This is a genomic window from Streptomyces sp. enrichment culture (genome assembly GCF_964272895.1).
GTDB lineage: Bacteria > Actinomycetota > Actinomycetes > Streptomycetales > Streptomycetaceae > Streptomyces.
The window spans coordinates 4,135,095-4,155,041 of record NZ_OZ186832.1 but is presented as its reverse complement, the minus strand read 5'-3'; the positions used below and the strand labels follow the sequence as shown (position 1 = coordinate 4,155,041).

Annotated in this window: 16 protein-coding genes; 4 read left to right on the top strand and 12 right to left on the bottom strand. The window is 72.5% G+C overall.

Translation table 11 applies throughout. The features are described from left to right. Window positions 1-28: 28 nt before the first annotated feature. The 3 genes from ACSU6M_RS18780 to bldG all read right to left on the bottom strand — a co-directional run bounded on the left by ACSU6M_RS18780 (window position 29) and on the right by bldG (window position 3,610). Window positions 29-2,434 carry a sodium-translocating pyrophosphatase gene (locus tag ACSU6M_RS18780; protein WP_437070906.1) on the bottom strand — a complete coding sequence of 802 codons (2,406 nt, stop codon included), beginning with the start codon at window positions 2,432-2,434 and terminating at the stop codon, window positions 29-31. 292 nt (window positions 2,435-2,726) lie between these two features. Continuing rightward, on the bottom strand, window positions 2,727-3,161 hold the full coding sequence (locus ACSU6M_RS18775) for an ATP-binding protein (RefSeq protein ID WP_437070905.1): 435 nt from the start codon (window positions 3,159-3,161) through the stop codon (window positions 2,727-2,729). 107 nt (window positions 3,162-3,268) lie between these two features. Next, a complete protein-coding gene (gene bldG / locus ACSU6M_RS18770; RefSeq protein ID WP_009189842.1) occupies window positions 3,269-3,610 on the bottom strand; it encodes an anti-sigma factor antagonist BldG in 342 nt (113 codons plus the stop codon). 82 nt (window positions 3,611-3,692) lie between these two features. On the opposite strand from bldG, the gene ACSU6M_RS18765 reads away from it, so the two are divergent. Then, window positions 3,693-6,230: a DEAD/DEAH box helicase gene (locus tag ACSU6M_RS18765; RefSeq protein ID WP_437070904.1), complete on the top strand. Its 2,538-nt coding sequence runs from the start codon at window positions 3,693-3,695 to the stop codon at window positions 6,228-6,230. Here ACSU6M_RS18765 and ACSU6M_RS18760 read toward each other — a convergent pair. The 7 genes from ACSU6M_RS18760 to ssd all read right to left on the bottom strand — a co-directional run bounded on the left by ACSU6M_RS18760 (window position 6,112) and on the right by ssd (window position 11,300). Beyond that, entirely contained in the window at window positions 6,112-6,597 is a 486-nt protein-coding gene (locus ACSU6M_RS18760; protein ID WP_437070903.1) for an Rv3654c family TadE-like protein, read from the bottom strand. The genes ACSU6M_RS18765 and ACSU6M_RS18760 overlap by 119 nt on opposite strands. Further along, on the bottom strand, window positions 6,594-7,028 hold the full coding sequence (locus tag ACSU6M_RS18755) for a TadE family type IV pilus minor pilin (protein WP_437070902.1): 435 nt from the start codon (window positions 7,026-7,028) through the stop codon (window positions 6,594-6,596). Before ACSU6M_RS18755 ends, ACSU6M_RS18760 begins: the two co-directional genes overlap by 4 nt. Before the next feature lie 28 nt (window positions 7,029-7,056). Then, on the bottom strand, window positions 7,057-7,278 hold the full coding sequence (locus ACSU6M_RS18750; RefSeq protein ID WP_437070901.1) for a DUF4244 domain-containing protein: 222 nt from the start codon (window positions 7,276-7,278) through the stop codon (window positions 7,057-7,059). Between the two features lie 71 nt (window positions 7,279-7,349). After that, on the bottom strand, window positions 7,350-8,147 hold the full coding sequence (locus ACSU6M_RS18745; protein ID WP_437070900.1) for a type II secretion system F family protein: 798 nt from the start codon (window positions 8,145-8,147) through the stop codon (window positions 7,350-7,352). Beyond that, window positions 8,144-8,932, bottom strand: a complete 789-nt coding sequence (locus ACSU6M_RS18740) for a type II secretion system F family protein (protein WP_437075210.1) — start codon at window positions 8,930-8,932, stop codon at window positions 8,144-8,146. The genes ACSU6M_RS18745 and ACSU6M_RS18740 overlap by 4 nt, the downstream gene beginning before the upstream one ends. Before the next feature lie 5 nt (window positions 8,933-8,937). Next, window positions 8,938-10,200, bottom strand: coding sequence for a TadA family conjugal transfer-associated ATPase (locus ACSU6M_RS18735; RefSeq protein WP_437070899.1), 1,263 nt, complete (start codon window positions 10,198-10,200; stop codon window positions 8,938-8,940). Continuing rightward, a complete protein-coding gene (ssd, locus tag ACSU6M_RS18730; protein ID WP_437070898.1) occupies window positions 10,197-11,300 on the bottom strand; it encodes a septum site-determining protein Ssd in 1,104 nt (367 codons plus the stop codon). The genes ACSU6M_RS18735 and ssd overlap by 4 nt, the downstream gene beginning before the upstream one ends. A gap of 583 nt (window positions 11,301-11,883) precedes the next feature. On the opposite strand from ssd, the gene ACSU6M_RS18725 reads away from it, so the two are divergent. After that, window positions 11,884-12,717, top strand: a complete 834-nt coding sequence (locus tag ACSU6M_RS18725) for an HAD family hydrolase (RefSeq protein ID WP_437070897.1) — start codon at window positions 11,884-11,886, stop codon at window positions 12,715-12,717. 400 nt (window positions 12,718-13,117) lie between these two features. Here ACSU6M_RS18725 and ACSU6M_RS18720 read toward each other — a convergent pair whose 3' ends face one another. Further along, window positions 13,118-13,942 (bottom strand): oxidoreductase, encoded by an 825-nt coding sequence (locus tag ACSU6M_RS18720; RefSeq protein WP_437070896.1) that lies wholly within the window; start codon window positions 13,940-13,942, stop codon window positions 13,118-13,120. A 101-nt stretch (window positions 13,943-14,043) separates the two neighbouring features. Here ACSU6M_RS18720 and ACSU6M_RS18715 point away from each other — a divergent pair, with 101 nt between their 5' ends. Then, a complete protein-coding gene (locus ACSU6M_RS18715) occupies window positions 14,044-15,024 on the top strand; it encodes an ATP-binding protein (protein ID WP_437070895.1) in 981 nt (326 codons plus the stop codon). Window positions 15,025-15,084: 60 nt separating this feature from the next. On the opposite strand, the gene ACSU6M_RS18710 is transcribed toward ACSU6M_RS18715, so the two are convergent. Beyond that, window positions 15,085-16,356, bottom strand: coding sequence for a hypothetical protein (locus ACSU6M_RS18710; RefSeq protein ID WP_437070894.1), 1,272 nt, complete (start codon window positions 16,354-16,356; stop codon window positions 15,085-15,087). Window positions 16,357-16,687: 331 nt separating this feature from the next. Here ACSU6M_RS18710 and ACSU6M_RS18705 point away from each other — a divergent pair, with 331 nt between their 5' ends. Then, window positions 16,688-19,651 (top strand): SulP family inorganic anion transporter, encoded by a 2,964-nt coding sequence (locus tag ACSU6M_RS18705; protein ID WP_437070893.1) that lies wholly within the window; start codon window positions 16,688-16,690, stop codon window positions 19,649-19,651. Window positions 19,652-19,947 lie beyond the last annotated feature (296 nt).

Here is a 19,947-nt window from a genome sequence, read left to right as displayed (position 1 = left end):
CCCCTTGGCGCGGATGCCGTACGACGGACTACGAAACCACCGCCGGGTCGGCCGACTTGGACGGGGTCCCTGACGGGTCCTCGTCACCCATGGCGATGCCGCGCCGCTTCGACACGTACACCGCCCCCACGATCACCACGAACGCCAGCCCGGCGATCAGGATCCGCACACCGAGGTTCTCGTCGGCGCCGTAGGAGAACTTGATGACGGCCGGCGCGATGAGCAGCGACACCAGGTTCATGACCTTCAGCAGCGGGTTGATGGCGGGACCGGCGGTGTCCTTGAAGGGGTCGCCGACGGTGTCGCCGATGACGGTCGCCGCGTGGGCCTCGCTGCCCTTGCCGCCGTGGTGACCGTCCTCCACCAGTTTCTTGGCGTTGTCCCACGCGCCACCGGAATTGGCGAGGAAGACCGCCATCAGGGTGCCCGCGCCGATCGCGCCCGCGAGATACGCGCCGAGCGCGCCCACACCGAGGGTGAACCCGACGAAGATCGGCGCCATCACGGCCAGCAGACCGGGTGTCGCCAGCTCTCTGAGCGCATCCCTGGTGCAGATGTCGACGACCTTGCCGTACTCCGGTTTCTCGCTGTAGTCCATGATCCCGGGCCGTTCCCGGAACTGCCGGCGCACCTCGAAGACCACCGAACCCGCCGACCGCGACACGGCGTTGATCGCCAGCCCCGAGAAGAGGAAGACGACCGCGGCGCCCGCGATGAGACCCACGAGGTTGTTGGGCTGGGAGATGTCCATCGACAGCGTCATCTCCGCGCCCTCGCCGCCGAGTTTCTCCCCCACGTCCCGCGCGCCGGTGATGATCGCGTCGCGGTACGACCCGAAGAGCGCCGCCGCCGCGAGGACCGCGGTGGCGATGGCGATGCCCTTGGTGATGGCCTTGGTGGTGTTGCCGACGGCGTCGAGGTTGGTGAGCACCTGCGCGCCCGCGCCCTCGACGTCCCCGGACATCTCGGCGATGCCCTGCGCGTTGTCGGAGACCGGCCCGAAGGTGTCCATGGCGACGATGACACCGACCGTGGTGAGCAGTCCGGTGCCGGCGAGCGCCACCGCGAACAGCGCCAGCATGATCGACGTACCGCCGAGCAGGAAGGCGCCGTAGACGCCCAGGCCGATCAACAGCGCGGTGTAGACGGCCGATTCCAGGCCGACCGAGATACCGGCGAGGACGACGGTGGCCGGACCGGTGAGCGAGGTCTTGCCGATGTCCCTGACCGGCCGGCGGTTGGTCTCGGTGAAGTAGCCGGTCAGCTGCTGGATGACAGCCGCCAGCAGGATGCCGATGGCCACCGCGACGAGCGCCAGGATCCGCGGGTCGCCGCCCTTGTCCAGGATCGCCGGGTCGGTGACGCCGTCCAGATCGGCGTACGAGCTCGGCAGATAGATGAAGACGGCCGCCGCCACGAGGACGAGCGAGATCACCGCGGAGACGAAGAAGCCCCGGTTGATCGCGGACATGCCGCTGCGGTCGGACCGGCGCGGGGCGACCGCGAAGATGCCGATCATGGCCGTGAGCACGCCGATCGCGGGCACCAGCAGCGGGAAGGCGAGCCCGGAGTCGCCGAAGGCCGCCTTGCCGAGGATCAGCGCGGCGACCAGGGTCACGGCGTACGACTCGAAGAGGTCGGCGGCCATTCCGGCGCAGTCGCCGACGTTGTCGCCCACGTTGTCGGCGATGGTCGCGGCATTGCGCGGGTCGTCCTCCGGAATGCCCTGCTCGACCTTGCCGACCAGGTCGGCGCCGACGTCGGCGGCCTTGGTGAAGATGCCGCCGCCCACCCGCATGAACATCGCGATCAGGGCGGCACCGAGACCGAAGCCCTCCAGGACCTTCGGCGCGTCGGCCGCGTACACCAGCACCACGCAGGAGGCGCCCAGCAGACCGAGCCCCACCGTGAACATGCCGACGACGCCACCCGTACGGAAAGCGATCTTCATGGCCTTGTGCGAGACCTCGGTGAGATCCTTTTCCGGTTCGCCTTCCGCCGGTGTCGCCTCGCGCGCCGCCGCGGCGACGCGCACATTGCTCCGTACGGCGAGCCACATGCCGATATAACCGGTGGCCGCCGAGAACGCGGCGCCGATCAGGAAGAACACCGATCGTCCGGCACGCTGATTCCAGTCGTCCGCGGGCAGCAGCATGAGCAGGAAGAAGACGATCACGGCGAATACGCCGAGTGTGCGCAACTGCCGGGCCAGATAGGCGTTCGCGCCTTCCTGGACCGCCGCCGCGATCTTCTTCATGCTGTCGGTGCCCTCGCCCGCCGCGAGTACCTGGCGCAACAACATCCCCGCGACCACCAGGGCGGCCAGCGCAACGGCCGCGATGACCACCACGAGGACGCGGTTGCCGTCCGTCAGGACCGCGGCCGCGAAGGTTGTGGGGTGATCCAGCTGATGAGGGGTAGAAAGCCCCGCCATTCGTCCTCCTTGACGCTTGGGCTGAGCTCAAGATGTGGACGGATTGTAGGTACCCGGACCTGATCAAAACAGTGCGCCGCAAATGGAATTTGCATTCACTCAGTAATGCCTTGAAAGCATTGCCGGGTGATCCATTTATTGACCCACGAGATCGTGAAGGAATTCACGACATGCTTCGCCGGGAACAGTACGGATCGGTAGCAACTCCTGACGCAACCACTGTAGGCGGGGGCACTGACACCCGCACACGCAGAAGAGCCCCGCCGAGGCGGGGCTCTTCGGGTGAAGCGGGTCAGGACAGGGGTGTCACCACGGGCGGAGTGGTCGGCCAGGTCATGCGGATCTGCCCGCCGTGCTCGCCGGCGGTGACCTCCACATCGTCGACGAGGCCGCTGATGACCGCGAGGCCCATCTCGTCCTCCTCGGTCTCGGTGTCGTCGCCGTCGGCCCCGGAGGACCGTTCACCGGGCACGGCGTGGGGCGCCTCGTCGCCGACCTCGATGGAGAACTGCTTCTCCTCCTCGATCAGCAGCACCTGCACCGGCGCGGTGATCCCGGAACTCTGGTGCAGCCCGACCGCACGGCTGCACGCCTCGCCCACGGCGAGTCTCACCTCGTCCAGGACGGCCTCGTCCACTCCGGCCCTGCGTGCCACCGCGGCCGCCACCAACCGGGCGGTCCGCACATGCTCGGGCAGCGCGCTGAAGCGGAGTTCGACGGTGGCCATGCATCCCCCTCGAAGGCTACGGGCGTGCTGTCGGGGCCCGGTCCGCCGAGCGTCCGGGCCCCCGGTTGAACTGTGCCGCGCCGGGCCCTGCGGCCCGGCGCCGGTGATCAGTCGGTGGCCGCCACCGCTTCGTCGACCGAGGTGTGGATCGGGAACACCTTGGTCAGACCGGTGATGCGGAAGATCTTGAGAATGCGCTCCTGGTTGCAGACCAGGCGCAGCGAGCCCTCATGGGCACGCACACGCTTGAGACCACCGACCAGCACGCCGAGCCCGGTGGAGTCGAGGAAGTCCACGCCCTCCATGTCGACGACGAGGTGGAAATTCCCGTCGTTCACCAGCTCGACCAGCTGCTCGCGCAGCTTGGGCGCGGTATATACGTCGATTTCGCCACCGACCTCGACGACCGTACGATCGCCGACGGTACGGGTCGACAGGGACAGGTCCACGGATCCTCCAGCACCTTGCTATCGAGCGGTCGCCCCTCGGGGCATCTCGGCTTGAAGCCCCCAGGACGGTTCGCCAGCCGCGATGGCATTCAATCACTTACGGGCGGGCGTGCACGACGCCTTGAGCCCATTGTCCGTCACGCCAGTGACACACTCGGTGCCGATGGCCAAGAATCACCGATCCGATCGACCCCTGGCAGACCCCGCGCCGCGCCTGTCTCCTGGCACGGTCCTGGACCGGCTCGCCTCGGGTCCGAGCCGGGCTGCGCGCATCACTCATACGGAGCACTTGCCCCCGCGCGCGGGTCGCCATGCCGTCTGGCCGGACCGGATCTCGGCCGAGGTCGTGGCGGCGGTGCAGGCCGCGGGCATCGAGCACCCGTGGGCGCACCAGGCCCAGGCCGCCGAGCACGCCCTGGACGGCCGCTCGGTGGTCGTCGCCACCGGCACCGCCTCCGGCAAGTCGCTGGCCTACCTCGCCCCCGTGCTCTCCACCCTTCTGGAGGGTTCCAGGGCCCCGAACGGCCGCGGCGCCACCGCCCTCTACCTCGCCCCCACCAAGGCTCTGGCCGCCGACCAGTGCCGCTCCGTGCGCGCCCTGTCCCAGCCGCTGGGCAACGCGGTGCGCTCGGCCGTGTACGACGGCGATACTCCGTTCGAGGAACGCGAGTGGATCCGCCAGTACGCCAACTACGTCCTGACCAACCCGGACATGCTGCACCGCGGCATACTCCCGTCCCACCCCCGCTGGTCCTCCTTCCTGAAGACGCTGAAGTACGTCGTCATCGACGAGTGCCACACCTACCGCGGTGTCTTCGGCTCCCATGTCGCCCAGGTGCTGCGCCGCCTGCGCCGCCTGTGCGCCCGCTACGGCTCCTCCCCCGTCTTCCTGCTCGCCTCGGCGACCGCCGCCGAGCCCGCGGTGGCCGCCCGCCGCCTCACCGGGCTGCCCGTGGTGGAGGTCGCCGACGACGCCTCACCCCGCGGTGAACTGGTGTTCGCCCTGTGGGAGCCGCCGCTCACCGAGCTCCAGGGCGAGAAGGGCGCCCCGGTGCGCCGCACGGCCACCGCCGAGACCGCCGACCTGCTCACCGACCTCACCCTCCAGGGCGTGCGCAGCGTCGCCTTCGTGCGGTCCCGGCGCGGCGCCGAGCTGATCTCGGTGATCACCCAGGAGCGGCTGGCCGAGATCGACCGCTCGCTGGCCGGGCGTGTCGCGGCCTACCGCGGCGGCTACCTCCCCGAGGAGCGCCGCGCCCTCGAACGCGCCCTGCACTCTGGCGAGCTCCTCGGCCTCGCCGCGACCACCGCCCTCGAACTCGGCGTCGACGTCTCCGGCCTGGACGCGGTCCTGATCGCCGGCTACCCCGGCACGCGCGCCTCCCTGTGGCAGCAGGCCGGCCGCGCGGGCCGCTCCGGCCAGGGCGCCCTGGCCGTCCTGATCGCCCGCGACGACCCGCTGGACACGTATCTCGTCCACCATCCCGAGGCCCTCTTCGACCGCCCGGTCGAGTCGACCGTCCTCGACCCCGACAACCCCTACGTCCTCGCCCCGCACCTGTGCGCGGCCGCCGCCGAGATCCCGCTGGTCGAAGAGGACCTTGAGCTCTTCGGACCGGCCTGCGCCGATCTTCTGCCGCAGCTGGAGGCCGCCAAGCTGCTGCGCCGCCGTACGCGGGCCTGGCACTGGACCCGCCGGGAACGGGCCGCCGACCTCACCGACATCCGCGGCGAGGGCGGCAGCCCCGTGCAGATCGTCGAGGCGGGCACCGGACGCCTGCTCGGCACGGTCGACGCCGGCTCCGCCCACGCGACCGTCCACGAGGGCGCCGTCCACCTCCACCAGGGGCGCACCTATCTCGTCCGCTCCCTCGACCTGGACGACTCGGTCGCCCTGGTCGAGGAGGCCAGCCCGCCCTACTCCACGGTCGCCCGCGACACCACCGCCATCTCCGTGCTGGAGACGGACGTCGAGATCCCCTGGGGCGACGGCCGCCTGTGCTACGGCTCCGTCGAAGTCACCAACCAGGTCGTCTCCTTCCTCCGCCGGCGCCTGATCACCGGCGAGGTCCTGGGCGAGACCAAGCTCGACCTCCCTCCGCGTACGCTCCGCACCCGCGCGGTGTGGTGGACGGTCACCGAGGACCAGCTCGACGAGGCACGGATCAACCCCGAGATCCTCGGCGGCGCCCTGCACGCCGCCGAGCACGCCTCCATCGGCATGCTGCCGCTCTTCGCGACCTGCGACCGCTGGGACATCGGCGGCGTGTCCATCCCGCTCCACCCCGACACCCTTCTGCCCACCGTCTTCGTCTACGACGGCCACCCCGGCGGCGCGGGCTTCGCCGAGCGCGCCTTCCACACCGCCCGCGCCTGGCTCACCGCCACCCGCGAGGCCATCGCCTCCTGCGAGTGCGACGCCGGCTGCCCCTCCTGCATCCAGTCCCCCAAGTGCGGCAACGGCAACGACCCGCTGCACAAACGGGGGGCCGTACGGCTCCTCACGGTGCTGCTGCGGGGGGCTCCGCCGGAGAAGCCGGGCGAGGGGGACGCGGAGGGCCGGACGACGGAGGGCCTTGAAAGCTCGGGCCCTGGACGCTCCGCCCCGGAGGGTCCGTAGGCCCCCTGCCCAACACCCCCACCGGATCCACCCCCGCCGGCCCCGCTCGCGCCCTGGACTCCAGGGTGAACGGCCCCCGTGAGGACGCGGCCGTCACATCCGAGATCTCACCGTCCAGGACGCACCGCACGAGCCGTACGCCCTGGGCCCGGGCCACCCGGTCGGCGTGCTCACAGGCCGCCGCACCGCCCTTGGGCCAGTGGTCGGCCGCGGCCAGCGCCGCCATGTCGGCACCGCGCGCCGCATGGTGGCGGACCACGACGGCCTGTCCGAGGGCGAGCACGATCCCGAACACGGCACACAGCACGGCGATCGCCCCGAGGCTCCAGACGGTGGCCGATCCACGGTCGCCGCCGTGCGCCTTCACGAGACCGCCCCCGCCCTCTCCCCGACCGCGCCCACGCGATCCTCCGCCGGCCCCACGCTGTCCCCCGCCGTCCCCACGCTGTCCCCCACCGTCCCCACGCGGTCCCCCGCCGTCCCCACGCTCTCCTCCGACGCCGCCACGGCCTCCTCCCGTACCTCGAAGGGCAGCCCGGTGAGGGCGCGCGGCTTGGCCACCACGACCACGCGGACCAGGCCGCCCGCCCGTGTGACCGTCACCGTCGCCCCCTTGGGCGCCGCGTCGCGTGCCGCCGCGATCACGGACGCCTCGGGATCCTGTCTGGCCGCCGCACGCGCGCCCGTCCTGGCCGCGTCCATGCACTGGATCTGCGCGGCCACGACGAGCAGCCCCCACACGAGCGCCAGCGAGAACACCACCAGCACCGGCAGCACCAGGGCCGACTCCGCCGTCACGAACCCCCGGTCCGACCGCCACCCTCGCTCAAGCCCCCGCATCGAGCGCCCTCTTCACGATGGCCTGCAGCTCCGCGGCAACCTGCCCACTGGTGACGACCTTGTACAGCACCACCGCGAACGCCGCCGCCGCCACGATGCCCAGGGCGTACTCCGAGGTCACCATTCCCGCGTCGCGCCGCCGCGACCGGCACCAGTCACGCATCCCGCACATCAGGGCGCCCAGTCGCGCCCGTACCGCCTTGTTCATCCCAACCTCCGGTGATTCTCGATTCGTTCCGTCCGTCTGATCCGATCGACCGCCGTGGTCGCCGCCTGCCGTCATCCGCCTCCTGCCAGCACCCCGCCCGCGAGTCCGATGACCATCGGCAGCACGCCCACCGCGATGAAGGCGGGCAGGAAGCAGAGCCCCACGGGCGCGGTGACCAGGACTGCCGCGCGTCTCGCCCGTGCGGTGGCGGCGCGTGCCCAGTCGGCGCGGGCGTCCGCCGCGAGCCGGGCGACGGGCCCGGCCGCCGGGAGCCCGGACACGTCGGCGCGCTCCAGCAGCCGCGCCAGGCCCTGCCCGTCCGGCAGCGCGGCGAGCCCGCGCCACGCCTCGGCCGGTTCGCCACCGAGCCGCACCTCCGCGGCGCCGCGCGCGAGCGCCTCCCCGACGGGCCCGCCCAGCGCCTCGCCCACCGCCTGCGCCGCGGCCACCGGGGCACCGCCGGCCGCGATGCAGGCGGCCAGCAGATCGGCGGCGAGGGGCAGTTGACCGGTCTGTGTGCCGCCCTGTCCGGGCTCCCGTCCGCGCGTGGCACCGCCGGACCGCGCCCGCCGCAGCCACCTCCGCCACACCACGCCCGCGCCGACGACTCCGACCAGGACCCCCGCGAGCCCTCCGACCAGCACCCACCCGGCGGCCAGCACGCCGACCGGTGCCAGCCACGGCCGTACCGCCAGGGGCACGAGAGGACGTGAGCCACGGCTCACCACCGGCTCCACGGCGAGCAGTTGAGCCAGTCGGCGCCGGGCTCTGCGGTCCCGCCGCACTCCCGCCAGCCGGTGCGCCGCCCAGACCATCGCCAGGCCCACCCCCAGCACAACCCACAGCCTGTGGACGATCTCCTGGCTCATGTCGCCTCCGCTCCCCGCACGATCCGCAGCGCCCACCACAGGCCCACGCCCTCCAGCAGCCCACCGACCAGCAGGCAGCCCAGCCCGGCGCCGGTGTGCAGCAGCACCCGCAGGGGATCCGTGCCGAGGGCCGTGCCCAGCAGCAACCCGAGAACGGGCAGCCCGGCGAGCATCACGGCGGTGGAGCGCGCTCCCGCCAACTGCGCCCTTAGATCGGCCCGTTGGTCGCGCTGAGCCCGCAACGCCCCTTCGAGCCGGTCGAGTCCGGCGGCCAGCCCCGCGCCCTGGTCGACGGCCACCTTCCAGCACGCGGCGAGGCCCAGCAGTCCCTCGGCGCCGGGCCGACGTGCCGCGACGGTGAGCGCCTGCGGCACGTCCCCGCCGAACCGGGCCGCCGCCAGCACCGCCGACTGCGCCTCGCCGAGGCCACCCGACTCGTGCGCGGCCAGCAGCAGCGCCTCGCCCGGCTGCCGCCCCGCCCGCACCTCCCCGGCGAGCACCCCGCACAGGGCGATGACCGCGTCGCCCCGGCGTTCCCGCTCCCGTCGCGCCTCGCGGGCCAGCCGTACCCGCCGCAGCACCGGCAGCCCCGCCGCTCCCGCGGCGGCCGGCAGCACCGACGCCCCCAGCAGGGCCAGCACCAGTCCCCCGGGCGGCCCCGTCCCCACCACCCCGCCTCCCCCGAGCAACAACTGGGCCCGCCGGGCCCCGGACTGCCACTCGCCGGCCAGCCAGGCGGCCGCCGCCGCGCACACCAGGGCCGCCGCGACCCCCATCTCGCTCATCCCGTTCACGCGCCCTCTCCCTCGCCCTCGTCCTCGCCGGCGGAACCCGCCAGGCAGTCCTCCCGCAGCAGCTCCCGCAGCCGCGGCCACCCTCGCTGCCGCACGAACGCGCGCTCGCCCCAGCGCAGCGCCGGCACCGTCCGCACCAGCCCTGCCGCGTCCCGCTCCAGGACGTGCACCTCGGCGATCCGCCGCCGTCCGGCGTGGTCGCGCGCCAGGTGCAGCACCACCGACAGCGCCGCCGCGACCTGGCTGTGCAGCGCGGCCCGGTCCAGCCCGGCGGCCGTGCCCAGGGCCTCCAGTCGGGCGGGTACATCGGCGGCGGCGTTGGCGTGCACGGTTCCGCCGCCGTCGTGGCCGGTGTTCAAGGCCGCGAGCAGATGGACCACTTCGGGTCCGCGCACCTCGCCCACGACCAGCCGGTCCGGCCGCATCCGCAGCGCCTGGCGCACCAGGTCCTCCAGCGTCACCAGACCGGCGCCCTCCTGGTTGGCGGGCCGGGTCTCCAGACGGACGACGTGCGGATGGTCCGGGCGCAGCTCCGCCGAGTCCTCGGCGAGCACGATCCGCTCCCCCGGCCCGACGAGCCCGAGCAGGGCGCTGAGCAGCGTCGTCTTGCCGCTTCCGGTGCCCCCGCTGATCAGGAACGACAGCCGCGCCCGCAGCAGCGCGCGCAGCACGCGGTCCCCGCCCGGCGGGACCGTCCGCGCCGCCACCAGCTCGTCGAGCGTGAACGCCCGCGGGCGCACCACCCGCAGCGCCAGGCAGGTGCAGCCGACGGCGACCGGTGGCAGCACCGCGTGCAGCCGGGTGCCGTCGGGCAGGCGGGCGTCCACCCAGGGCCGGGCGTCGTCGAGGCGCCGCCCCGCCACCGCCGCCAGCCGCTGCGCGAGCCGCCGTACCGCCGCGGCGTCGGTGAAGGAGACCCGTGTCAGCTCCAGGCCGCCGCCCCGGTCGACCCAGACCCGGTCGGGCGCCGACACCAGCACATCGGTCACGGACGGGTCCGCCAGCAGCGGCTCCAGCGGTCCGCTGCCGATCAGTTCGGAGCGCAACCGCTCCGCTGCGCCCAGCACCTCGGCGTCCCCGAGCACGCGTCCCTGTTCCCGCAGGGCCTGTGCGACCCGCGCGGGCGTCGGTTCGGCACCGCTCTCGGCGAGCCGCCGCCGTACCCCTTCCAGCAGTGCGGGTGTGAGCCCGCCCCCGCCACCGGCCGACGACACCTCACTCGGGGGCACACCATCGAGGTCGGGAACGTACGTCGTCATGCCGCCCTCGCCTCGATCAGCGCCCGCTCCCAGAACTCCTTGCAGAAGCGGGCCAGGGGGCCGCGTCCGCCCGCGGCCGGCGGGGTCTTTCCGCCGTTGGGCCGCAGCAGGGCGGACTCCAGGGGGATCTCGCCGACCAGAGGGAGCCCGAGGAGCCGGGCGACCTCACGCTCGTCGAGTCCGGGCGCGTAGGGCCCGCGTACCGCCACTCGGAGATCGCGCAGGACCATGCCGACGGCGGACGCGACCCGGCCGGCGGCCGCGACGGCGCGCAGTTCGGCGGGCACCACCAGGACACCGAGGTCCAGTTGGGCGAGTGCCTCGGCGACACCGTCGTCGAAGCGGCGGGGCAGGTCGACGACGACCGTGCCGCCGCGGCGCCGGGCGGCGGCGAGCACCGCGCGGACGGCCTGGGGCGGGACGGCCACGCGGTCGCCGCGGTCCCAGCTGAGCACCCGCAGCGCGTGCAGTTCGGGCAGCGACTCCTCCAGTGCCCCGCTGCCCACCCGGCCGCGCGAGCCGGCGAAGGCGGGCCAGCGCAGGCCCTCCGTGGTCTCCCCGCCGAGCAGCACGTCGAGCCCGCCGCCGAGGGGGTCGGCGTCCACGAGCAGGGTGCGCACCCCTTCCCGCGCGGCGGTGACGGCGAGGGCACACGCGAGCGTGGACGCCCCGGCCCCGCCGCGTCCGCCGATCACCCCGACGGTGAGGGCGGGGCGGCCCACGCCCTCGGCGACGTCGGCGATACGGTCCACGAGCCACTGTTCGCCGTCGGGGAGCATCAGGACGTGGTCGGCGCCGATCTCGACGGCGCGCCGCCAGACGCCGGAGTCGTCCTGATCGCGGCCGACCAGCACCACTCCGCGTCTGCGGGCGGCCCCGCGCACCCTGCGGGCGGCGTCGTCGCCGACCAGGACGAGCGGTGCGGCCTCCCAGCCGCCCCGGCGCTCCGGCAGCGCGGGGTGGACCTCGGGTGTGGCGCCGGCGGCGGCGCACAGCCGCAGCAGGTCGTCGAGGAGCTGCGGGTCCTCGGTGACGATGAGCGGTCCGCTCTGCCGCCCCGAGGCGGCGGGCGGTGGATCATGGGTGATGACGTCGGCCATGGCGGGCCTTCCCCCTTCGCTGCGCGTCCGCGTGGCCTCTGCGGCCACGCGATTCCCATCCGTGTGAAGAACCGGTCGACCGGCCTCCATATGAACGGCCGGAAGAAACCGGCCAAACGCGTCCGACAAACGGAAGAGGTCACGAACTCGCCGCGATCGGGCCGCGCTGGAATCACGGTGCAGCGATCCCGGAAATGAAGTGGATCTTGGTCAATATCTGTGGACGACCAGAAGCCTGTGAATATCGCCGTCACCCATACCGGTGACCCCTGCGCCATCTCCTGTGCGAGTTCCGCAGAGGAGTCCGACGGCTACTCACGGTAACGAATCATGGGCATGACGAAAGGGCGGCCGCAGCCGCCCCGATACGGCCCGACGGCCGCGCACTGAGGAGAAAACCCACCCGGACATGCGACGACCCCCGCCGGGGGGGAGAGCGGGGGTCGTCCCCACGGCCGACTCGGGGGGGGAGGAGTCGGACCGGGTTAGCACGGTCGCGAACGATCCGTGACTTCCATGGTGTACCCGAGAGCCTTCTCAGGCAAACCCACACGCCCCACCTTACGCCGAATGGGCTGCCCCTATGCTCAGGGTTGTGGAAAACCACTCGATGCCCCGCACAGCCGCCTTCTTTGACCTGGACAAGACGGTCATTGCGAAGTCGAGCACGCTCACCTTCAGCAAGTCCTTCTACCAAGGCGGTCTGATCAACCGCCGGGCCGCCTTGCGTACCGCATATGCCCAGTTCGTCTTCCTCGTGGGCGGCATGGACCACGACCAGATGGAACGTACTCGCGAGTACCTCTCCAAGATGGTGCGCGGCTGGAACGTCCAGCAGGTCAAGGAGATCGTCGCCGAGACCCTGCACGACATCGTCGACCCGATCATCTACGACGAGGCCGCCTCGCTCATCGAGGAGCACCACCTCGCCGGCCGCGACGTCGTGATCGTCTCCACCTCGGGCGCGGAGGTGGTCGAGCCGATCGGCGAGCTGCTGGGCGCGGACCGGGTGGTCGCCACCCGGATGGTCGTAGGGGACGACGGCTGCTTCACCGGAGAGGTGGAGTACTACGCCTACGGGCCCACCAAGGCGGAGGCGGTCCGGGAGCTCGCGGAGTCCGAGGGCTACGACCTCTCGCGGTGCTACGCCTACAGCGATTCGGCGACCGACCTGCCGATGCTGGAGGCCGTCGGCCATCCGCACGCCGTCAACCCGGACCGCGCGCTGCGGCGGGAGGCACTCGGGCGCGGGTGGCCGGTTCTCGACTTCCACCGTCCCGTACGACTCAAGCAGCGGCTGCCCGACTTCTCCGTACCGCCGCGGCCCGCACTCGTCGCGGCGGCGGCCATCGGGGCGGCGGCGGCCACCGCGGGCCTCGTCTGGTACGCCAGCCGCCGACGCGCGACGACGGCCTGACCGGGCGGCGCGCTCAGGCGACCACCAGGGGCGACCGGGCCCCACTCCACCCGCCCGACACGCGTCCGTTTACTTACTCTTTGAACCTAAAAGTAAAGAAGTGCGGGCAGGACTTCCGCTTGGTCCCCGCCTGGAGTACAAAGGAGTCAACGGCCCGCGAGACCAAAGGACATCCGAGAGGATCACCTTCCATACGCATGTGGCCCCACGGACCGAGCATGGACATCCGGCACCCACGCGACGTCGACCCGTCGATTACGGGCCAGCCGCACCAGGTGACGGGCAAAGACCCCGACCTGATGGGCGACATATCGAGGACGCTTGGTAACCGGGTGAACATGCCAGCGGCGGTACGAGGACTCGTACCGCCGCAACCCTTTTCCCGCGCGCGTGGACGCGACTACGCCGCACCTCGCTGAAGCGCCTCGCACACCGCCGTCGACTCGCGCGCACCCAGCTCGACCGCCTTGCCGCAGTGCGCGATCCAGGCCGCCATCCCCTCGGGCGTACCGGAGACATAGCCCTCCAGAGCCGCCAGATAGGCCGCCCGGCCCAGCTCGGCGTGGCCGACCTCGGCCGGGCACACGGACTTCGGGTCCAGTCCGCTGCCGACCAGCACGATCCGCTCGGCCGCGCGCGCGACCAGCCCGTTGTGCGAGACGAAGGGACGCAGCGCCATCAGCTCGCCGTGCACCACGGCGGCGGTGACCAGCGCCGGCGCCGAGCTGCCCGCCACGATCAGTTCGGACAGACCCTCAAGGCGCGCGGAGACCTCGTCCGCGTCCGGCAGCTCCAGCTCCACCAGCGGCTCCTCGACCGGCTCGCCTGCCAGGCGCGGGCGACCCACCTGCTCGGCCTTGTCGGCCGCGGCCACCAGGTGCAGCCTGGCCAGCACGCGCAGCGGCGACTGCCGCCAGATCGACAGCAGCTGGCCCGCCTCGGCGGTCAGCCGCAGCGCGCCGCCCATCACCCGCGCCTCGTCGTCGCCGCTGAAGTCGGTGCGCCGGCGCACCTCCTCCAGGGCCCAGTCCGCGCCGGAGAGCGCCGCCGTGCCGCGGGCGCCGCGCAGAGCGGCCTCCGAGGTGATCTCGTTGCTGCGGCGGCGCATGATGCGGTGCCCGTAGACCCGGTCCACGGACTTGCGCACGGATTCGACGGAGTCGGCCACGCCGGGCAGTGCGCCCAGGGCCGCGAGCGGATCGGCGGTCGCGCCTGTCGTACTCATGGGTACGACAGTACGCAACCGGGGCGCACACCCCACGAAGGAGTGGTCTTCTTCACGTCCCACCCACCTCGGCCTCCCCTGTCCCACTACGCTTACTGAACATGAAAATTGCTTTCGTCGGGAAGGGCGGCAGCGGCAAGACGACCCTGTCCTCCCTGTTCATCCGCCATCTGGCGGCCACCGGAGCCCCCGTCATCGCGATCGACGCCGACATCAACCAGCATCTGGGCGCCGCGCTGGGCCTCGACGAGGCGGAGGCCGCCGGACTGCCCGCGATGGGCGACCGGCTGCCGCTGATCAAGGACTACCTGCGCGGCGACAACCCGCGTATCGCCTCCGCCGAGACGATGATCAAGACCACCCCGCCCGGCGAGGGCTCGCGGCTGCTGCGCGTGCGCGAGAACAACCCGGTCTACGAAGCCTGCGCCCGGCCGGTGGAACTCGACGGCGGCGCCGTCCGTTTGATGGTCACCGGCCCCTTCACCGAAGCCGACCTGGGGGTCGCCTGCTACCACTCCAAGACCGGAGCGGTGGAGCTGTGCCTGAACCACCTCGTCGACGGCCCCGACGAGTACGTCGTGGTCGACATGACGGCGGGCTCGGACTCCTTCGCCTCGGGCATGTTCACCCGCTTCGACATCACGTTCCTCGTCGCCGAGCCGACCCGGAAGGGGGTCTCCGTCTATCGCCAGTACAAGGAGTACGCCCGCGACTTCGGTGTCGAGCTGAAGGTCGTCGGCAACAAGGTGCAGGGCCAGGACGACCTCGACTTCCTGCGCGCCGAGGTGGGGGACGACCTGCTGGTGACGGTGGGGCACTCCGACTGGGTGCGTGCCATGGAGAAGGGCCGGCCGCCCCGGTTCGAGCTCCTGGAGGACGACAACCGCCGTGCGCTGGACACCCTGAAGACGGCTGCCGACGCGACGTACGAGCGGCGCGACTGGGAGCGGTACACGCGCCAGATGGTGCACTTCCACCTGAAGAACGCCCAGTCGTGGGGCAACGAGCGCACCGGGGCCGACCTGGCGGCGCAGGTCGACCCCGGCTTCGTGCTCGGCGAGAGCGTCACGCAGCCCGCGTGACCCCGGCCCGGCCGGGAACAGGGACTGCTGCCGGGCGCGGGGCCGCTGCCGCGCCCGGGGTCACGGCCGGGCGGCCGGTGCTCCCGGTACGCCCTTGGGGGCGGGCGCCGGGCGGTCCGACAGGAAGGACGCCCAGCCCTGCTTCGGGGCCTCGCCGACACCGAGGCCGCGCAGCTTGGCCAGGGTCCTGGGGTCCTGGGCGTCCAGCCAGTCGGCGAGCTGCCGGAAGGACACGCAGCGGACCTCCGGCTTGGTGCACACCTGCTCGATGACTTCCTGGACGGCGCGCATGTACGTGCCGCCGTTCCAGGACTCGAAGTGGTTGCCGATGATCAGGGGTGCGCGGTTGCCGTCGTAGGCCCGCTGGAAACCGGCGAGCAGGCCGTCGCGCATCTGGTCGCCCCAGAAGCGGTACTTGCTCGGGTCGCCCTGGGTGGTGGTGCCGGACTGGTTGACCATGAAGTTGTAGTCCATGGTGAGCTGCTCGAAGGAGTGGCCGGCGAAGGGAACCAGCTGCATGGACAGGTCCCACAGCCCTTCCTTCTTGCCGGGCCACACCTGGTTGTTGACGCCGCTGGTGTCATAACGGAAGCCCAGATCGCGGGCGGCCTTGCGGAAGTTCTGCTGACCCTCCAGGCAGGGGGTACGGGCGCCGATGAGCTCCTTGTCGTAGTCGAAGGGGAGCGGGGCCGCCTTGGTCATCCCGGTGTTGGTCTTCCAGGACTTCACGAAGTGCTTGGCCTGGGCGATCTCGTCCTTCCACTCCTCGACCGACCACTCGCCGACGCCACCGCCCTTGCCGCAGAAGTGGCCGTTGAAGTGGGTGCCGATCTCGTTGCCCTCCAGCCACGCCAGACGCAGCTGCTTGACGGTGTCGGCGATGCCCTTCTCGTCGTTGAAGCCGATGTCGGAGCGGCCCGGAGAGTGCTGCGGAGGCCGGTAGAGGTCGCGCTTGTGCTCGGGGAGCAGGTACACGCCACTGAGGAAGTAGGTCATGGTGGCGTTGTTGTCCTTGGCGACCTTGCGGAAGTGGGAGAACAGCCGCTGACTGTCCTCACCGGCCCCGTCCCAGGAGAACACCACGAACTGCGGCGGCCGCTGACCGGGCTTCAGCCGCTCCGGTCTCGGCAGGTGCGGCTGGGCACCGGTGTAGGCGGTGGAGCCGTCACCGATGAGGCGGACCACGCTCTTGGGTGCGGGAGCCGGCTTCACCTTGTGCGGCCCAGGCGTCCCTTGCTTGGAACCGTCATTACCGGTCGTGCAACCGGCCAGTGACGCGGCACAGGCCGCGACGGCCACGGCGCCCGCGGCGATCCTCTGGGTGGCGGCCATCTTCCGCCCACCTTCTTCCTTCTCTCGGCCAACGCTGATGACGACGACTGCGAGCTGCGCTGCCGGGACGAGCCGACAGTCCGGACAACGTCGCACGAGACAGAGAAGGAATTAGTACGACAAGCCGACCAAAAGGCCGATTCACTCAGCCGAGTGATGTATTAGTCCATTTGCACGGAAAAACCATGCTGGGCCTTTACTCTGCATTACGATCCGTTTACCGAGCGTTGATTCATCCCGCCGCTGCACGCCGTGACCCACGGCCGCGACCCCGCCGCCCAGGCGGGGGCCACCTGTTCCGCGACCGCGCCGCCCCGGAGGAGACGGGAACATGTCAGCCAGCGTCCCCACGCATCCGCAGCCCCTCGACCCCTCGCACGCACAGCCTGCCGATCCCCCGCACACCCAGCCCGCCGACGCCACCGCCCCGCAGGCCGCCGCCCCCTCGCCCACAGGGGAGCAGTCCTCGGCCGGTTCCCCGCCCGCCGGGCGCGTCCACCGCCCGCACAGCCCGCCGCCGGGCCGCGGCCGCTTCCGTATCGCGGGCGCCGATGTGTCCGCCTCGATCGCCGTCTTCCTGATCGCCCTGCCGCTGTCCCTGGGCATCGCCCTGGCCACCGACGCCCCGTTGCAGGCCGGTCTCGTCGCCGCCGCGGTGGGCGGTGTCGTCGCCGGTCTGCTCGGCGGCTCCCCGCTCCAGGTCAGCGGCCCGGCCGCCGGGCTCACCGTGGTCACCGCCGACCTCATCCACCAGTACGGCTGGCGCACGACCTGCGCCATCACGGTCCTGGCCGGCTGCACCCAGCTGCTGCTGGGCCGGCTCCGGGTGGCCCGCACCGCCCTCGCGGTGAGCCCCGCGATCGTCCACGGCATGCTCGCCGGCATCGGCGTCACCATCGCCGTCGCCCAGCTGCACATCGTCCTCGGCGGCACCCCGCAGAGCGCGGTGCTCGACAATCTGGGCGCGCTGCCCGCCCAGTTGGCCGACCTGCATCCCGCCGCCGTCTCGATGAGCGCCCTGACCCTCGCGCTGCTGTTCCTCTGGCCCAAGCTCCCCGGCCGGGCGGGGCGGCTGCTGCGCACGATCCCGGCGCCGCTGGTCGCCGTCGCCGGCGCCACCGTGACCGCCTCGCTCACCGCCCTCACCCTCCCCAAGGTCGAGCTGCCGTCCTGGAGCAGCCACGCCCTGGTCGGCCTGCCCGAAGGGACGGTGACCGGCCTCATCGCCGCCGTGCTCACCATCACGCTGGTGTGCAGCGTGCAGTCGCTGCTCGGCGCGGTCGCCGTCGACAAGCTGGCCGCCGCCCGCAGTGCCGCCGCCCATCGCGCCGCCTCCGACCCCGACGCCCGACACGGGGACGCCCGCACGGCCCACGTCCCCCGCTCCGACCTCGACCGCGAACTCCTCGGGCAGGGCGCCGCCAACATCGTCTCCGGCGCCCTCGGCGGACTGCCCGTCGCGGGGGTGGCGGTGCGCAGTTCGGCGAATGTGCACGCAGGTGCCGTGAGCCGGAACTCCACGGTGCTGCACGGCGTTCTCGTAGTAGTCGCCGCGCTGCTGATGGTCCCGCTCCTGGAGCTCATCCCGCTCGCCTCGCTCGCCGCCCTGGTGATGGCCGTCGGCATCCAGATGGTGTCCCTCCACCACATCCGCACGGTGACCCGCCACCGAGAGGCACTGGTGTACGCCGTCACCACCGCCGGCGTGGTGCTCCTCGGCGTCCTGGAGGGCGTGGCACTCGGCATCGCCGTGGCCGTCGCCGTCGCCCTGAACCGCCTCGCCCGCACCCGTATCACCCACGACGAGCAGGAAGGAGTCCATCACGTACACGTCCGAGGCCAGTTGACGTTCCTCGGTGTGCCACGCCTCAGCCGCGCCCTGCATCTCGTACCCCAAGGCGCCCAGGTCGTCGTGGAGCTGGACGGCTCGTTCATGGACCACGCGGCCTACGAGACCCTGCAGGACTGGCAGAACACGCACACCGCGCAGGGCGGGTCCGTCGAGCTGACCGGCCGTCGCGCCGGGGTCAGGATCGCCGAGCCCGGAGCTCCCGTCGACGCGCACACCGACGGGGCCGACGAGGCGGCCGCCCAGGCAGGGTGCCGGTGCCGACCCTGGACGCCCTGGCGCAACCACCAGTGCGAGCTGCCTGGCAGCGCGCCGGTCGAGGACGCCGGCTCGCCCGCGGGCATCGGCTCGCCGGAAGGTGTGCGCTCGCTGGAGGGCACGGGCACGCCTGGTGGTGCCGGGGCGGACGGCGAGTCGGGGATGTTCGGCGCGTCGAGCGGTACGGGCGCGGGCGACGGCACCGGCACCGGCACGTCCACCGACAGGTCAGACAGCTCCGACGGCGTCGGCGACTCCGAAGGCCCCGACGCACCCAACGCACCCAACGCCCCCGGAACGTCGGGCAACGCCACCACGTCCGCCGCCCCCACCACCTCCGGCGCACCCGGAGCGCCGACGGCACCCGCCGTTTCCGCCTCGCCCCCCGCCTCCGCCACCTCCGCCAACCCCGCCAACCCCGCCACCCCTGCCGCCGGCGCCGCCCGGCCGAGCGGAGGTGAACCGGCCCGTCGCCTCACCACCTTCCGCGCGAGCGAACTGGCCCGAGGCATCAGCGCGTTCCAGCGCCACACCGCGCCCCTGGTGCGGGGTGAGCTGGCCCGGCTGGCCCGCGAGGGGCAGCAACCGGCACAGCTCTTCCTCACCTGCGCCGACTCGCGGCTCGTCACCTCGATGATCACCTCCAGTGGGCCGGGTGACCTGTTCGTGGTCCGCAACGTGGGCAACCTCGTGCCTCCGCCGACGGACGCCGCGAACCCCCGGCCCGGCGCGGAGAGCGGGGACGACTCGGTGGCCGCCGCGATCGAGTACGCCGTGGAGGTGCTGAAGGTGCGGTCGATCACGGTGTGCGGTCACTCGGGGTGCGGGGCCATGCAGGCGCTGCTCAACTCCGAGCCGGGAGGCGCCCAGACGCCGCTCAAGCGGTGGCTGCGGCACGGTCTGCCGAGCCTGGAGCGGATGGCCGACGGCGGCAGGCCCGCCGCCAGGCTCGCCGGACGGACGCCGGCCGACGCGGTCGAGCAGCTCGGACTGGTCAACGTGGTCCAGCAGGTGGAGCATCTGCGGGCCCATGAGTCGGTGGCGCGCGCGCTGCGCCAAGGGGCGCTGGAGCTGCACGGGATGTACTTCCACGTGGGCGAGGCGCAGATGTACCTGCTCACGGGGACGGAGGAGGGCGAGGTGTTCGAGCACGTGGCGGGCAGCGAGGAGCTGCGCAGCCCGGTGTAGGACAGGTCCTCCGACCGGCGCCGGGGCCCGGCATCCGACCGCGGCGCCCTCCACCGCGAGGGCGCGACGGCCCGCCGAACCCCCGGCGCCCTGTCGTGCCGACGCGCCGACACCGTGCCCCTCCGACGCCCCGCAGCCCCACCCCCGGCGCCGCGAACCTCCAGCACCAGCCCCGGCACAAGCACCGGCTGCCGGCACCGACACCGAAACCCGCACCCGCACCCGCACCCGCACCCGCACCCGCCAACCCCCCGACCCGACCCGAGCCCACCCCACCCCCCACCTCATGTGACAGC

Excerpts from the sequence above, each read along its gene's own strand:
- ACSU6M_RS18780 (WP_437070906.1), bottom strand. The coding sequence starts at position 2,434 with ATGGCGGGGCTTTCTACCCCTCATCAGCTGGATCACCCCACAACCTTC.
- ACSU6M_RS18715 (WP_437070895.1), top strand. The coding sequence starts at position 14,044 with ATGAAAATTGCTTTCGTCGGGAAGGGCGGCAGCGGCAAGACGACCCTG.
- ACSU6M_RS18765 (WP_437070904.1), top strand. The coding sequence starts at position 3,693 with ATGGCATTCAATCACTTACGGGCGGGCGTGCACGACGCCTTGAGCCCA.
- ACSU6M_RS18775 (WP_437070905.1), bottom strand. The coding sequence starts at position 3,161 with ATGGCCACCGTCGAACTCCGCTTCAGCGCGCTGCCCGAGCATGTGCGG.
- ACSU6M_RS18745 (WP_437070900.1), bottom strand. The coding sequence starts at position 8,147 with ATGAGCCAGGAGATCGTCCACAGGCTGTGGGTTGTGCTGGGGGTGGGC.
- ACSU6M_RS18720 (WP_437070896.1), bottom strand. The coding sequence starts at position 13,942 with ATGAGTACGACAGGCGCGACCGCCGATCCGCTCGCGGCCCTGGGCGCA.
- ACSU6M_RS18705 (WP_437070893.1), top strand. The coding sequence starts at position 16,688 with ATGTCAGCCAGCGTCCCCACGCATCCGCAGCCCCTCGACCCCTCGCAC.
- ACSU6M_RS18740 (WP_437075210.1), bottom strand. The coding sequence starts at position 8,932 with ATGAGCGAGATGGGGGTCGCGGCGGCCCTGGTGTGCGCGGCGGCGGCC.
- ACSU6M_RS18725 (WP_437070897.1), top strand. The coding sequence starts at position 11,884 with ATGCTCAGGGTTGTGGAAAACCACTCGATGCCCCGCACAGCCGCCTTC.
- ACSU6M_RS18710 (WP_437070894.1), bottom strand. The coding sequence starts at position 16,356 with ATGGCCGCCACCCAGAGGATCGCCGCGGGCGCCGTGGCCGTCGCGGCC.
- ACSU6M_RS18750 (WP_437070901.1), bottom strand. The coding sequence starts at position 7,278 with ATGAACAAGGCGGTACGGGCGCGACTGGGCGCCCTGATGTGCGGGATG.
- ACSU6M_RS18735 (WP_437070899.1), bottom strand. The coding sequence starts at position 10,200 with ATGACGACGTACGTTCCCGACCTCGATGGTGTGCCCCCGAGTGAGGTG.
- ssd (WP_437070898.1), bottom strand. The coding sequence starts at position 11,300 with ATGGCCGACGTCATCACCCATGATCCACCGCCCGCCGCCTCGGGGCGG.